This window comes from Micromonospora eburnea, from assembly GCF_900090225.1.
Lineage (GTDB): Bacteria > Actinomycetota > Actinomycetes > Mycobacteriales > Micromonosporaceae > Micromonospora > Micromonospora eburnea.
The window spans coordinates 955,408-970,290 of the sequence record NZ_FMHY01000002.1 but is presented as its reverse complement, the minus strand read 5'-3'; the positions used below and the strand labels follow the sequence as shown (position 1 = coordinate 970,290).

Sequence of the window (14,883 nt, the reverse complement as noted above, 5' to 3'; positions counted from 1 at the left end):
ACTGCGGGAGGGGGCCGGCAAGACACGCGAAAGTAGCTAATCTGACCGATCGGGTGATTGACCGACGCGTTAGGTCGAACCTCCCAACGGCGTCGTCGTCGGGCACGTAGCGTGGTCCGACGGCTCCGAGGAGGTGCACCGGTGGGCGAACCGGCCGTCGTGGTGGGCGTGGACATCGGCACCACCAGCAGCAAGGCCATCGCGTTCGACACCGACGGACGGCAGCTCGCCACCCACTCGATCGGCTACCCCATCGACGAACCACACCCCGGATACGTCGAACAGGACCCTCGGCTGATCTTCGACGCGGTGGTGGCCGCGGTCCGCGCGGTGGTCGACGAACTGGCCGTGCCGGTCGCCGGGCTGTCGTTCAGCAGCGCCCTGCACAGCCTGATCGGGCTCGACGCCGACGGCAGCCCGCTCACCCCCTCGGTCATCTGGGCCGACTCCCGGGCCAGCGCACAGGCCGAGCGGCTGCGCGCCCTACCGTCGGGGCTGGCCCTGCACCGGCGCACCGGCACACCCGTACACCCCATGGCGCCCCTGCCGAAGCTCGTCTGGTTCGCCGAGCAGCAGCCGAGGCTGCACGAACGGGTCACCCACTGGGCGGGCATCAGGGACTACGTGCTGTTGCGGCTCACCGGCGCCCTGGTCACCGACCACTCGGTCGCCTCCGCCACCGGGCTCATGAACATCCACCGGCTGGCCTGGGACGCCGAGGCGCTCGGCATCGCCGGGATCACCGCGGAACACCTGCCGCGGCTCGTGCCCACCACCCACGTCCTGCCCGGGCTGACCGCCGACGCGGCCCGAGCCACCGGCCTGCCCGCCGACACCCCGATCGTGGTCGGCGCCGGCGACGGACCGCTGGCCAACCTCGGCCTCGGCGCGGTGCACCCCGGCGAGGTGGCCTGCTCCATCGGCACCAGCGGCGCGATGCGGGTGGTGGTGGAACGCCCCGGCGTCGACCCGCTCGGCGGCGTCTTCTGCTACGCCCTCACCGAGAACCGCTGGGTCGTCGGCGGGGCGATCAACAACGGCGGCATCGTCCTGGAGTGGGCCGGCGAGGCGCTCGCCCCCGAACTCGGCGAACACGCCGAGGAGCAGCTGCTCGACCTGGCCGCCCACGCGCCCGTCGGCTCCGGTGGGCTGATCATGCTGCCGTACCTGCTCAGCGAGCGGGCACCGCACTGGAGCGCGGTGCCCCGCGGCGCGTACGTCGGGCTCAGCCGTGGCCACCGGCGCGAGCACCTGGTCCGGGCCGCGCTGGAGGGCGTCTGCCAGCAGCTCGCCCTGGTCCTCGCCTCGGTGCGGGCCGCCGGCAACGAGGTACGCGAGATCCGCGCCAGCGGCGGCTTCGCCCGCGGCCGGGTGTGGCGGCAGATCCTCGCCGACGTGCTCGGCATGCCGGTCCGGTTCCCCGCTGGCCACCAGGGATCCAGCTTCGGCGCCGCCCTGCTCGGCATGCAGGCCCTCGGTCTGATCGAGTCGATCGACGTCGCCGCCGACCTGGTGAAGATCGACGAGACGGTACGCCCCGACCCCGCCTCCGCCGCCACCTACGCCGCCCTGCTGCCGCTCTTCTCCGAGCTGTACGAGGCGCTCGTGCCGACGTACGCGTCGCTGCGGCGGCTGGCGCCGAGCCTGCCACCGGAACCACCACCCACCACCGCTGCCAGGTGAGCATCGCCCGGCAGATGGGCCAGCACAGCGGGGTCGGATGTTCTGCTGAGACGCTACGAACTTGATGACGTGAACGACTCACGCCGGGCGGCGCGTGCCTCGAACCGGGCGGCGCGTGCCTCGAACCGGGCGGCGCGTGCCTCGAACCGGCCCGTGGTGAATCGTCTGCGTCATCAAGTTCGTAGGCGGCTCTGCAATGATTCTTCCGGCGGCTTCGGCCACCCAAGGATCAGATCGTTGGCCTCCCGTGGGTGATCCATCGGCCCATCCGGGCATCCCCGGCCCGGTCAGGCCCGGGTGATCGCGTTGGCGTGGATCGCCTCGTTCAGGTACGCGGCCATCCCCGGCCGGATCCGCTCGTAGTACGCGGTGAAGCGCGGGTCGGCGACGTACATGTCCGCCAGCCCGGTGTGGATCTCGTACGAGCAGTCGTAGAACCACTGGCTGATCAACTGCCGGTGCTCCTCGGCCAGCGCCATCGCCTCCGGACTGTCCGCCGGGGCACCCGAGGCCATCAGCTCGGCGAGCCGCCGGCCCCAGTCCTCGTTCTCCGCCCGGTTCCGCAGCCAGTCGTCCTTGCCGTAGCGGCCGACCCGCTCAGCGGACTGCCGGTACGCCTCCGTGCCGCCCCACCGCCGTTCCGCCTCCTCGGCGTGCGCGTCCGGGTCGAAGTCCCCGAACACCTCGAAGCGTTCCTCCGGCGTGAGCCCGATGTTCATCCGTCTCGCCTCCATCGCGAGCTCGATCGCCGCCACCATCTCGCGCAGCTTGCCGATCCGGCCGGTGAGCAGCTCGTGCTGCCGGCGCAGGTGCGCCACCGGGTCCGCCTGCGGGTCGTCCAGGATCGCGGCGATCTCCTCCAGCGGGAACCCCAGCTCACGGTAGGCCCGGATGAGCTGCAACCGCTCCAGGTCCGCGTCCGAGTAGCGGCGGTAGCCGGCCGGGGTACGCCCGCTGGGCGACAGCAGCCCGATCTCGTCGTAGTGGTGCAGCGTCCGGACCGTCACCCGGGCCGCCCGCGCCACCTGACCCACCGTGTACGCCATGTTCCCTCCCTTCCGCGACCAAGGCTCCCGCCTCCCGCGACGTGAGGGTCAAGCCCGATTCTGCGATCCGCCCCCGAACGGCGTGCCCGGAAACGTGATCGCCCCCGGTCTCCGCCTCGGGGGGCGGCGGAGACCGGGGGCGATCGGGCCCGGGACGGTCAGGTCAGGCGTTGATCGGCGCCCGGGTCTTCTCCGGCGCGGCGAACACCTCGCTGGCCGGGGTGCGGAAGGCGTGAATCAGACCGGCGATCGAGAGCAGCAGGAGCAGCGCCGAACCGGCGTACATGGCCATCGCGCCCTGCTCGGCCTTGCGGCCGAACTCGCTGAAGCCGTACGAGGTCAGCAGCATGCCGCGCAGCGACTCACCCTTGAACACGGTCTCCCGCAGAGCGCTGGCCTGGGCGAGCTGCTGCTTCAGGTCCTCCACGTTCGCGGCGTTGTTCTTCTCGGCCTCGGCGATCTGCGCCTTCAGCGCCGTCTCCGGCTCACCCAGCTCCGCGTACGTCTTGCCGCCGGACATCCCCTTCAGGTGCAGCCCGATGAAGTCGTTGGCGTAGCACTCGGCCTGCTTGCCGGTGGTCATCGCCTTGCCGGCGTACTCGCGCAGGCAGTCCGACTTCTTCTCCTCGTCGGTCAACTTGTCGGCCGGCTTGAAGGTGATGTGCTGCTCAGCGAGCTGGTCGTGCACGTAGTCGTTGGCGAAGTTGGCGTTCGTGGTCAGTACGATGCCCACGACAAGCAGCAGGACCGCGAGGCCCAACCCGCCGATGCTGAACAGCAGATCCAAGGTCCGACGCTTCATGACTGCTCCTGGGTGGAAGGTGATCTCTTCTCGGTGACAGTTTCATCGTCGCTGTTCGCACCACCGTAGGGCAGGGTCGAACCCCCTGTCCTGTCCAGGACCTTCGACCCATGCCCGCCGGGCCGGTCAGCGGGCGCGTCGATCGGGGTCAGCGTGGTGAGCAGTTCGGACAGGCCGGCCGGGCGGCCGTACCGCCAACCCTGGCCGTGCACGCAGCCGATCGCGGCGACCGCCGCGTGCTGGGTGCCGGTCTCCACCCCCTCGGCCACCACCGCCAGGTCGAACGCGCGGGCCAGCCGGTTGACCATCTCCACCGTGGCGTACGCCCGCGGGTCGCCGGCGTCCAACCGGGACACGAAGGACCGGTCGATCTTCAACTCGGTGGCCGGGATGCGGTGCAGGTAGCTCAACGACGAGTAGCCGGTGCCGAAGTCGTCGATGGCGATTCGTACGCCCAGTTCGCGTAGCTGGTGCAACCGCTCCAGCACCGCCTCGCTGCCCTCGATCAACGCCGACTCGGTCAGTTCGAGGGTGAGCGCGCGGGGCGCCAGACCGGCCGCCGCGGTCGCCCCGGTGACCGTGGCGATCAGGTCGGGGCGGCGCACGTGGGCGGCGGCGATGTTGACCGCGACGGTCACCTCGGGCGCGTACGCCCGCCAGGTCGCCGCGGCCCGGCACGCCTGGTGGATCACCCACCGGTCGATGGCCAGGATCAGCCCGGTCTCCTCGGCCAGCGGCAGGAACCTCGCCGGGGGAAGCACCCCGAGCCGGGGATGCCGCCAGCGCACCAGCGCCTCGGCGCTGCGTACCGTGCCGGTGGCCAGGTCCACGATCGGCTGGAACTCCATCAGCAGTTGGTCCTCGTCGACCGCGCGGCGCAGCTCGGCGATCAGCTCGGCCCGGCTCACCGCCGACTCGCGCAGCCCCGGCGTGCAGGTCCGGTACGCCGACTTGCCGGCCGCCTTCGCCGCGTACATGGCGATGTCGGCGTCGCGGAGCAGGTCGGTGTAGGAGGTGTGCTGCGGGCCGTACTCGGCGATGCCGATGCTCGCCGACGGGTGCACACCGAGATCCTCCTCGCCGGGCAACGGTTCGAGGGCGGCGAGCAGCCGATCGGCGAGCCGCTCCGGCGCCACCGGACGGTCACCGCTGACCAGCACCGCGAACTCGTCACCGCCGAGCCGGGCGATGATCCCGTCGCCGCCGACGGCGTCCCGCATCCGATCCGCGATGCTGGCCAGCAGCCGGTCCCCGGCGGCGTGCCCGAAGCGGTCGTTGACCTGCTTGAAGCCGTCCAGGTCGAGCAGCAGCACGGCGACCGGCCCGCCGTCGAGCAGCGCCCGCCGCAGCCGCCGGTTGAACGTGAGCCGGTTGGCCAGGCCGGTGAGCTGGTCGGAGTATGCCAGCCGGCGCAGCCGGGCGACCAGCCGCAGGTTCTCGTTGGCGGCCAGGCCCTGCCGCAGCGCCAGCACCCCGAGCAGCGCCATCATGCCGACGAAGATCAGCTGTGGGGTCTGCCCGGTGGGCTGCCGGGCGAGCACCACGGCGACGATCGCCCCGCCCACCGGCAGGTACGGCAGCGCGACCCGCCACCACGGCGGCAGTGGTGACTCGCTGCTCTCCTCACCGTCGTTCCAGCCGGACGGCGCCGAGTACCCGGTGGCGGCACCGACCAGCAGGTAGCTCAGCGGCCACCAGACGTCGATCGGGTGCCCGGGGGCATAGCTGTGGTGCGCGACGAGCGAGACGTAGACCGCGTCGGCGGTGGCCCGGATGCCGAGGCTGACCCCGATCAGGGCGAGCGCCCGCCACATCGGACGCGCCGGCCCGGCCACCGCCACCAGGATGGTGAGCTGCATCAGGTCGAACATCGGGTAGAGCAGCCCGAAGGTGCGCAGCGGATCGGCGAGGTCGGCCGAGGCGAGGTCGCGGAACACCACCACCCAGCCGATCGGGATCAGGGCCAACCCGACGATCACTCCGTCGAGCAGGGCCCGGGCCTGCCCGACCAGGCTGCGCGGGGCGGCCAGCGAGCAGAGCAACGCCGCCGTGCCGGTGATGATCCCGGCCGCGAACAGCACACCAACCAGCGGCGTGTGCGGCAGCTCGTGCCCGCCCAGCCGCTCGACCGTCCACACGATCCGGCCAACTGCGGCGAGCGCCATGGTCACCGTCAGCAGCGCCCAGAACCGTCGTCGCGACAGCGGATGCCGTCGGGCCGCCCGGCCGCACACCAGCGCCGCCCAGCTCGACACCGTCACCGCGCCGACGTCGCTGGCCAGGGCCGCGCCCGGCAGGCCGGCGACCAGCCAGGACGCTTCCCCGAGTACGACGAGCGCGGCCGCGACGAGCCCGACGCGGCCGGAGAGCGGGCGACGGGCCACCACCGTCACGGCGCGGCTCACGATCTGCTGAGGTACAACGATCTGCTCCGGCTCTCTCCCAGACGCGCACCTCGACGATGAGGACCGGTTGCGGACGGCGAACGGCGCAAGCCTAACTACCGCCTGGTACCACCGCCAGAGCCGATGGCCGCCCGCCGTCCAAGGCGTCCCGTGTCCACCATGGACGCCGCGCCGGTCAGGACCATTCCTCGGCCGGATCACCGGTGTCCGCCAGGTCACCGTCCGGGACCGCGAGCGCCTCTGCGGCGGCGGTCGGCGGACCGCCGTGGGTCCACGGGGTCTCCTCGGCGGCGGGAAAGTTCCCGGCCGGCAGGTACGCGTCCGACAGGGTGGTGAGGCAGAGCCGCTCGCCCACCTCCGGCACGGTGCCCGGCGGCGCGGTCAGTCCGCGCCCCATCCCGCCGGAGAGTTCCAGCACCACCTCGGTCTTGCCGTCCGAGCCCGGGACCAGGAAGACCACCTTCGCCTTCTGCCCCGGCCGGGCCGGTGAGTACAGGGTCGCGCCGACCGGCACCGCCACCGGCTCGGTGGTGACCACCTGGATCCGCGGGCGCAGCACCGGCCGTTTGCCGGTGTCGTCCACCCGCTTCGGGTCGGCCAGTGTCACGTCGCCGACGAACGCCTCCCCGGTCAGCCGGTGCTCGGCCATCACCAGCGGGTCGTCGTAGGCGCGCTGCACCGCGTACGAGGTGAGGGCCCGCTCCAGCCGGTGCAGCCGTACCGCCGCCGCCACCGCACCGTCGCGGCGTGGCTGCGGTCCACCCCCGGCGTCGACGTGCTCGGCGTACCCGGTGAAGGCGTCCTTGTCGCCGTCCCACCGGCCGGCCACCCGGGCGCCGGGCGGCAGCGCGCGCAGCAACCCCACGCCGCGCCACATCAGCTCCCAGGTGGGCGCGAGCTGGTCGCGCAGCAACCGCTCCAACTCCGCGTACGCGCCCGCGCGGGCGACCGGGTCGTCCTCGGTCCCCGCGTACGCCTCGATCGCCGCGGCCAGCCGGCGGTTGTCGAACTCCGGGTCGGTGGCCGGTCCGGCGGGCGGGCAGAGCCGCGGATCCTCGGCCCGGCCGGCCGCCTCCGCGCCGGTCGAGCCGGCTGGCGGGTCGATCCAGCCGAGCAGCGCCGGCAGGTGCAGATCCTCCACCGCGCTCTGCCCGGTCGCCCAGTGCAGGGTCAACGCCTCGGTCATCGCCACCAGCGCCGCCGAGCCCGGATACTCGGCGCGCTCGGCAAAGAAGGTCAGCCACCGCCCGAGCAACGGCACCGACGGGTGCACCGGATATTCGCCGTCCGGGCGACGGAACCGGATGGATCGGCCGAAGAGCCGCAGGAACGTGACCCCGGCCGGGTTCGGCACCAGCAGTTGCGGCGCGTCGACGTACCGGTACCGCACGTCCCTGCCCCGATCGACCGGCACCGCCTCGCTGACCCCACGGAAGGAGTCCAGGTGGGGCAGCACGATCTCGGCCAGCTCGGCGGCGAACGCGAACCGCTGGTCGCGGTTGCGGGGCTGCGGCACGAACAGCAGCCGCCCCTCGTCGGGCGCGGCGCCGACCATGGCGGCGAGCGGAGCGTTCGCCTCGCCCGCCATCGCCAGGGGCACCAGCACCAGCGGCCGGTCCGACAGGTGCAGGTGCCGTACGGTGGCCACCGGCTGGGCCACCCCGGCGGCGACGGCCCGTGCCTTGGCCAGTGCGCGCAGCGTGCTCACCGGGACCTCCGGGGCGGGACGGGCCGGCCGGGCCGGCGGGGCGTACTCATGCGGGGTTGCCGGCGAGGGCGTCGGCGCGCAACCGGGCGGCGGCGCGCAGCAGCGCGGCGGCCTCCGCCTGCTCCGGGTCCGGGGCGCGGACGCCGTCGGCCAGCGCCAGCGCCTCCCCGATCTCGGCGATACCGCCCAGCGCCTCCCGCACCGGTCGGCCCAGCGCGGCGGTGTGGCCGCGCGCCTCGTGCCGGCAGAAGTACGCCAACTCGCAGGCCGCCAGGCACTCCGGGGCGTAGCGGGCCGGCACGGTGGACAGCGCGGCGGTCAGGGTCGCCGATTCGGCGGTCGGGTCGACGGTGAAGCCGGCCGGCAGGTCGGCGAGCAGGTCGTCGATCCGGGCCATCCGGTCGAGCTGACGGCGCAGCACCAGCAACTGCTTGCGTACGTCGAGCAGGCTGGCCACCGGCTGGTTGGCGAAGTCACGCGGGCAGACCAGCACCACCTCGTGCGACACCAGTTCCGGGTCGTGCCCCTCGGCGGCCAGCAGTTCGCGCAGCGCCAGCACGTAGACGGCGGACTGGATGGCGGCGGCGGACACCTTCGCCGGGTCGGCCTGCCCGTCGATCACCGGGAACGACTTGATCTCCACCACGTGGAACCGGCCGCCGAGCCGGGCGGCGACCAGGTCCGGTTCCAGGTGCACGCGCTGGCCGGCCACCGCCAGGCCGAGCAGCGGATGGTCGAACAGCGCCGGCCCGTCGCCGACACCGGTCAACGCGGCCCGGGAGCGCTCCTGCCGGTCCGGCAGGTCCTCCGCGCCGCCCAGGTCCGTCCAGGTCGCCCCCGCCGGCACCGGTACGCCCAGCCGCTCCGCGACCAGCCGCAGCAGCTCCACCCCGCCGTCCGCCTTCACCTGTGCCTCGAAGGCGTTGCCGCGGGTGATGGCGAAGCGGGACTGGCCGAACCGGGCCGGGAAACCGATCCGCTCGGCCAGCTTCGGCTTGTCCACCCCGGCGCTGTCCAGCACCGCCCGACGGGTGCAGCCCGGGTTGCCGGTCAACGCGGCGATCGTGCGGGCGTTGTGCCGCCGGGGCGGCACGCCACCCCGGATCTCGGCCAGGCGCTGCGCGGTGTCCGTCACGACACGCCACGATAGCCGTCGCCCGCCGGTGGGTCCCGCGTCCACACCCGGAGCACAGCACCCCGCACTACTGCGCCGGGACGCCGAGCTGAGCGCGCCTGATCCCGCTCCGCCCATCGCGGCGGGACCTAACTAACGGTCGGCAGCTCCTCGGCCAGCCAGATCGGCTGCCAGTCCGGCACCTCGTGGAAGCGGCGCAGCTCGGACAGACCCGCGACCGACCCGCTCCACGCCGCGTACGGCGGGTTGGTCTCGTCGAAGCCGCTCTGCACGAAGGTCAGCCGGGTCTTCCCGGCGGACTCGGCCAGCTCCCAGGTGGTGACGCCGGTCGGTCCCCAGTCGACGGACATCTTGCGGCCCGGCTCCAGGTCGATCACCTTGGCCGCGTACCCGGCGTCGAAGCCGCCCATGGCGTATCGGCCACCGGCCCAGGGCTCGATGCCGATCGGGTAGCCGAACCAGGCGCTGGCCTGCTCGGAGTCGGTCAGCGAGGTCCACACCCGCTCCATCGGCGCGTCGATGGTCAACTCGCCACGCAGGTCGGCGGAGGTGAAGTCGGTGCGGGGCAGCAGCGGGCGTCCCTCCAGGTGGGCGTTGAGGTTGGCCAGCGCCAGGCTCCACCAGGTCTGGAGCACGCCCCGGATGGTGCTGCCGTCGAGGGCCTCGGCGAAGACGAAGTGGCTCTGCCGCAGGGTCAGCTCCGCGTGCTCCCCGGCCGGCGTCACCTCGATCTCGCTGGTGGTCTCCACGCCGCCGAGCATCCAGGCGAAGCGCAGGCTCCGCTCGTCGGCGTGCAGCAACCGCTGGTGCGGGGCGTCGCCCTCCGGCGTGTAACGGCCCCAGAACGCGTACCGGTGCGGCAGCTCGACCTCGGCGTGCTCGGCGAACCAGATTCGCAGCTCGGCGGGGTCGGTCAACGCGCGCCACACCCGTTCCGCTGGGGCGGCCAGCCGGACCCGGATGGTCAACAGGTCACTCATGGTCATCACCTTTCGGGTAGCACGCCACGGCGAGTTTGAAGGCGTCCCCCTCGGCGCCCCCGTAGCGCGTGAACAGGTCCCGCAGCGTCGACTGCAGGTCGTGCAGGAACTCCTGCCGGCGCTCGGCCGGCACCCGGATCTCGCCGGACACCCCGATCGAGGGCAGCTCCGGCGCGGCCCGGTCGAGCGCGGCGATGTCGGCCTGCACCTCCTCCATCAGGTCGAGCAGGTAGCCCAGGCTCAGCTCGTCGCGCACCCGGCGTCCCCCGCCGATCCGCCCGACGAGGCGGGGCGAGAGCCAGTACGACCGGGCGACGGCCTGGTAGATGCCCTCGGTGATGCCGCGCACCCGCCGCTCGGACACCTGCTCGGCCAGCCCGGCCGCGACCAGTTGCTTGACGTGGTAGTAGACGCGCTGCGGCGTCTGCTCCAGCCGGGCCGCGACCTCGGTGCAGGTGCGGGGCTCGGCGAGTTGCCGCAGCACCTCGATGCGCTGCGGCTTGAGCAGGACCTCGGCCTGCTCGCGCTCTTCCAGGTACAGGACGTCTCTCATGACAAAATCAGTTTGTACGTACAAAGTTTCTTTGTCAATGGATTCGACGAAAGGCCGCGCAGGTTCGCGCGGCCTTCCCCCTACTTGCCGATGACGACGGCGTTGCCCGGCGCCTCAACCTTCACCGGCAGCCCGTAGTCGGAGAGCTCCACCAGCACGTGCAGGTGGTAGGTGTACTCCGGACCCCTGGCGTTCCACCGCGCCGTACGGTCGAACGCCACCGTCTTGATCCGGCCGTCCGCATCGATCGTCACGTCACCGACCAGCCTGTCGGCGGCAACTCCCTGGGAGGAATCCTGCACCGTGACCTCGAAGTGGTAGCCACCGCCGGGGTTCTGGGTCACCTCGGCGCCCGCCAACCGCAACATCCGGAACAGCTGCTGCGGATCCGTCGAGGCGCCCAGCGTGCCGCCCAGCGCGTCGTCGAAGGTCAAGCTCGTCTGCCTGCCCTCCCGAGTCCGGGACCACACGATCCTTCCGCTGTCGGGGTCGGTGCCGTCCAGGCCGCCGTGGTACCGAACGCCATCAACCAGGCGCTCCTCCAGGAAGAAATTCGACATGGGCGGACGTAGCCCGGTGTTCGGCGACTCCAGGTAGCCGGTGGCCGTCACCGGATCGAACGCGCCCTTCGTCACCCAGCTCCTGGCCACCGGCTCGGGCAGGCCGCCCTTCGGTGGGAGCTTGTCCTTGCTGGTGGTGGTGACCCTCACCCGGTAACTGATGCTCTCGCTGGCCGCCGCGGCGGCGGCCAGCCGCATCTGCGGCGACTCCGGGCTGGTCGCGGTCGCGGGCCGCTCGGCGACCGAGCCGGGTGAGCCGGGGGCGCCCGCACCGACGGTCAATGCCGCGGCCAACGCCCCGGCCACCCCGACCACGCCGGCCGCGTACGCGCTGCGGTGTAGGACGATGCGCCGCCGATGGCGGCGCGTGGCCTCCCCCAGCACGTCCCGGGTGTACGCCAGGCCGGCGACCTCGTCGCGCATCCCGGCCGTCAACTGATCCTCAACGTCAATGGTCATCTTCCTGCTCCGTTCATGCCTGCGCCTTCCAGCGCCCAGTCGGCGGTGAGTTCGCGTAGCCGGGTCAGCCCCCGGGATGCGGTCGACTTGACGGTGCCGACCGAGCAGCCGAGCAACTCGGCGGCTTCCGCCTCGCTGCGCTGCTCCCAGTACCGCAGCACCAGCACGGCCCGCTGCCGGGGCGGCAGCAGGGCCAGCGCCTGGATGAGCGCCTGCCGCAGGTGCAGCGCCTCGGTGCCGTCCGACTGATCCAGCGGCTCGACCTCGGTCAGCACCTCCGGCCGGCGCCGGCGCAGCCGCCACCGGTCGACCGCCAGGTGGTACAGCGTGCGACGCAGGTATCCCTCCTTGTCGCCGTGCACCCGGCTCCAGTTCCGCATCAGCCGCTCCAGCGCCGCCTGCACCAGGTCCTCCCCGGCGGCCCGACTACCGGTCAGCAGCACCGCCGCCGCGAGTAGGGCCCTGCCGCGTTCCGCGACGAGGACGTCCAACCCCTCGAAGCGTTGCTTCCGCCACACCGGCTCTCCTTTCGTCGCCACCAAGGACGACGGGTGGGCCCGGAAGGTTGACCGGCCGACCCGAGCAATTTCCGGAACGGCCCGGACGACGAAAAGGCCGCGCGAACCGCGCGGCCTTCTCGTCGATCGAAGAGAGGTCAGGGCGTCCAGTCAGGGCGCAGCGGGTAACCGTTGACGCCCTGTGGGCCGTTCTGGGTGGCCACGACCTGGTGCAACTGGATGTCGTTGCGTTCGAACGCCAACCGGGAGCCGGCCATGTAGAGCCCCCACACCCGGGCGGTGCCCAGGCCCACCTCGCCGACGCAGAAGTCCCAGTGCTCGACCAGGTTGCGGCACCAGCCGGCCAGCGTCAGCGCGTAGTGCTGGCGCAGGTTCTCCTCGTGGTGCACCTCCAGCCCGGCGTCGTGGATCTCGCTGATCAGCCGGCCCGGCCCGGCCAACTCCCCGTCGGGGAAGACGTACCGATCGATGAACGCGCCGGAGCGGTGCGGGGCGCGGTTGTCCGCGCGGGTGATGCAGTGGTTGAGCAGCCGACCGCCCGGCTTGAGCCGGCTGCGCAGCGCCCCGAAGTACGCGGGATAGTTGCGCACCCCGATGTGCTCGGTCAGCCCGATCGAGGAGACCGCGTCGAACTGCTCCCGAGGGGCGTCCCGGTAGTCCAGGTGGCGCACCTCGGCCAGGTCGCCCAGCCCCTCCCGCTCGATGGCCGCCTGCGCCCACTCCGCCTGCGCCCGCGACAGCGTCACGCCGAGCGCCTTGACGCCGTATTCCCGGGCCGCGTGCCGGACCATCCCGCCCCAGCCGCAGCCCACGTCGAGCAGCCGCATCCCCGGCTTGAGCGCCAGTTTCCCGGCCACCAGGTCGTACTTGGCCCGCTGCGCCTGCTCCAACGTGTCGTCCGGGCTGTGGAACACCGCGCAGGTGTACGTCATCGACGGGCCGAGCACCTTCTCGTAGAAGGCGTTCGAGACGTCGTAGTGGTGGGAGATCGCGTTGCTGTCCCGCAACCGGGAGTGCCGCAGCCCGTCCATCACCCGCCGCCAGCGCGGCGCCGCCTCCTGCCGCGGCGGCGGCGGGGGCATCAGCCGCTCCCAGCCCAGCCCCCTCACCAGGGCCAGCGCCTCTCCCACCGACGGTAGCCGCAGGTGCAGCTCGTCCTTGAGCACCTTGAACGCCTCGTACGGGTCGCCCGGGTGCACCCCGTCCAGGCCCAGGTCACCGCTCACGTAGGCGCGGGCCATGCCCAGGTCGCCGGGGGCGGTGAGCAGGTAGGACAGCCCCCGCTCGGTGCGGATGTCCAGGGTGATGCCGGCGTCGGCCGGGCCGACGGCGCTGCCGTCGTACCCGGTGATCCGGATGGGGAGAGCGCCGGTGGTGACCGCTCGGACCACGTCCGCCACGGTCGGTCCGGTACGCCGGCCGCCCGTCGGCGGGCCGGCCGGGACGCTCGCCGCCCCCTGTTCTCGGTCGATCAGACTCATGCTCGCGCTACCGCCTTCTCGTAAAGTCCGGTGAGTCGGTGGTCCGGGTCGTAGCGGTCCTTCACGGCACGCCAGGTCTCCCCGCCGTAGAGCCGGTCGAACGCCTCCCGGTCGTAGTACGCGTCGGAATAGAGCGACTTGTGCCCGCCCGCCTCCGACACCGCGCGCTCGATCTCCCGGTTGACGTCGCCGTCGGCGGCGCCCTCCGCGATCGGCACGGTCCCCCAGAAGCCGATGTTCACATACGTCTCGCCTGGTTCGAGCGGATAGAGCGGCCAGGCGTGGGCGGAGCCGGGGCCGGCCGGCTCGCGCAGCCGCAGCGGGCAGAGCCAGACCGGCGCCATCCGGACCGCCCGGGCGAACCAGTGCAGGAAATCGGCCATGCCGTCGAGCGGGATCTCGACGTCCTGCACCACCCGCTCCCGGGCCGGGCGGCCCCGCCACCGGTCGACCCGGGCGGCCACCTGGTGCCGGTGCTCGAAGCGGACGATCCGGTGGTAGAAGTCGCTGCGGCGGTAGCGCTGCGGCCAGAGCCGGCGGACCACCGGGTGCTGCACGCCGAACGCCGCCGAGCACCAGAACCAGTCGGTGTCCCACCGCCACAGGTAGTCGTACGTGGTGAGCACGTCCCGGGTGCGCCGCTGCACCGAGCGGTAGTAGATGTCCTGGCCGGTGTAGTCGCTCGGCCGCGCCGCGGCGACCTCGTCGGTGAAGGTGCCGAGCACCAGGTACGCCTCGCCGGGGCTGAACATCACCCCGTCCATGGCGTCGACCGGCTCGCCCTCCCAGGAACCCTTGGCGACCACCTCCCCGATCGCGTCGGTCAACTCCGACAACCGGGTGAACCGGATGTTGCGCAGGGCCATGTGCCGGCGGACCGGCTGGAGCTCGATGCGCAGCCGGGTGGCGTAGCCGAGGCTGCCCAGCGAGTTGGGGAAGGCGCGGAACAGGTCGGCGTGCTCCCCCTCGGGTCGGGCGGTGACGATTTCGCCGGCCCCGGTGAGGATGTCCATCTCCCGCACCGATTCGTGCGGCAACCCGTTGCGGAACGAGGTGGACTCGATGCCCAACCCGGTCACCGCGCCACCCAGGGTGATCGTGCGCAACTGCGGCACGACCAGCGGCATCAGCCCGTACGGCAGGGTGGCGTCGACCAGGTCCTCATAGGTGCACATGCCCTGCACGTCGGCGGTGCGGGCGGCCGGGTCGACGTCGAGCACGCCGGTCAGGCCGCTCACGTCCAGCCCCGGGGCCCGCAACGTCGATCTCGGACGGAACAGGTTCGAGGTGCGTTTGGCCAGCCGCACCGGCTCACCGGCGGGCACCGCGGCGTACGACCGCCGCAGCGTGTCCACCGCCCGATCATGGTCATCCCGATGATCCACACGCTGTGCACGCATGAGATCACATTACGCCTGCTCGGCCACCTTGGCGCGTTGTCCACCATGGCCATTTCGAGTCCTCCGGTCGGCCGACCGGTGACCGCGGCCACCTCACCCTCGGCGCGGGTCCCACCACTCGGCGCCCGACGGCCCGGCGGCACGACGACCACC

The 14,883-nt window shown here is 72.4% G+C and carries 12 protein-coding genes; 1 reads left to right on the top strand and 11 read right to left on the bottom strand.

The window, feature by feature from the left end; all coding sequences use genetic code 11:
* The first annotated feature begins 141 nt into the window (after nt 1-141).
* Nucleotides 142-1,683, top strand: coding sequence for a gluconokinase (locus tag GA0070604_RS04800; protein ID WP_091114795.1), 1,542 nt, complete (start codon nt 142-144; stop codon nt 1,681-1,683).
* A gap of 287 nt (nt 1,684-1,970) precedes the next feature.
* Here the strand turns inward: GA0070604_RS04800 and GA0070604_RS04795 are convergent, their stop codons facing one another.
* The 11 genes from GA0070604_RS04795 to GA0070604_RS04745 form a co-directional block, all read right to left on the bottom strand.
* A complete protein-coding gene (locus tag GA0070604_RS04795) occupies nt 1,971-2,729 on the bottom strand; it encodes a MerR family transcriptional regulator (protein ID WP_091114793.1) in 759 nt (252 codons plus the stop codon).
* 163 nt (nt 2,730-2,892) lie between these two features.
* Complete coding sequence (locus GA0070604_RS04790; RefSeq protein WP_091114790.1) at nt 2,893-3,531, bottom strand: lipase chaperone; 639 nt, start codon at nt 3,529-3,531, stop codon at nt 2,893-2,895.
* Entirely contained in the window at nt 3,528-5,936 is a 2,409-nt protein-coding gene (locus GA0070604_RS04785; RefSeq protein ID WP_208601970.1) for a putative bifunctional diguanylate cyclase/phosphodiesterase, read from the bottom strand. Before GA0070604_RS04785 ends, GA0070604_RS04790 begins: the two co-directional genes overlap by 4 nt.
* A gap of 175 nt (nt 5,937-6,111) precedes the next feature.
* Complete coding sequence (locus GA0070604_RS04780) at nt 6,112-7,644, bottom strand: hypothetical protein (RefSeq protein ID WP_244161744.1); 1,533 nt, start codon at nt 7,642-7,644, stop codon at nt 6,112-6,114.
* A gap of 46 nt (nt 7,645-7,690) precedes the next feature.
* Nucleotides 7,691-8,779 (bottom strand): hypothetical protein, encoded by a 1,089-nt coding sequence (locus tag GA0070604_RS04775; RefSeq protein WP_091114787.1) that lies wholly within the window; start codon nt 8,777-8,779, stop codon nt 7,691-7,693.
* Nucleotides 8,780-8,907: 128 nt separating this feature from the next.
* A complete protein-coding gene (locus GA0070604_RS04770) occupies nt 8,908-9,759 on the bottom strand; it encodes an SRPBCC family protein (RefSeq protein ID WP_091114783.1) in 852 nt (283 codons plus the stop codon).
* Complete coding sequence (locus tag GA0070604_RS04765) at nt 9,752-10,312, bottom strand: winged helix-turn-helix domain-containing protein (RefSeq protein ID WP_091114779.1); 561 nt, start codon at nt 10,310-10,312, stop codon at nt 9,752-9,754. The genes GA0070604_RS04770 and GA0070604_RS04765 overlap by 8 nt, the downstream gene beginning before the upstream one ends.
* Before the next feature lie 80 nt (nt 10,313-10,392).
* Nucleotides 10,393-11,331 (bottom strand): hypothetical protein, encoded by a 939-nt coding sequence (locus tag GA0070604_RS04760; protein WP_141721232.1) that lies wholly within the window; start codon nt 11,329-11,331, stop codon nt 10,393-10,395.
* The gene (locus GA0070604_RS04755; RefSeq protein WP_244161743.1) at nt 11,328-11,849 is read right to left on the bottom strand and encodes a SigE family RNA polymerase sigma factor; all 522 of its coding nucleotides are present in this window, start codon (nt 11,847-11,849) and stop codon (nt 11,328-11,330) included. Before GA0070604_RS04755 ends, GA0070604_RS04760 begins: the two co-directional genes overlap by 4 nt.
* Before the next feature lie 137 nt (nt 11,850-11,986).
* The gene (locus GA0070604_RS04750; RefSeq protein WP_091114770.1) at nt 11,987-13,330 is read right to left on the bottom strand and encodes a class I SAM-dependent methyltransferase; all 1,344 of its coding nucleotides are present in this window, start codon (nt 13,328-13,330) and stop codon (nt 11,987-11,989) included.
* The gene (locus GA0070604_RS04745; RefSeq protein WP_091114766.1) at nt 13,327-14,730 is read right to left on the bottom strand and encodes an FAD-binding oxidoreductase; all 1,404 of its coding nucleotides are present in this window, start codon (nt 14,728-14,730) and stop codon (nt 13,327-13,329) included. The genes GA0070604_RS04750 and GA0070604_RS04745 overlap by 4 nt, the downstream gene beginning before the upstream one ends.
* Nucleotides 14,731-14,883 lie beyond the last annotated feature (153 nt).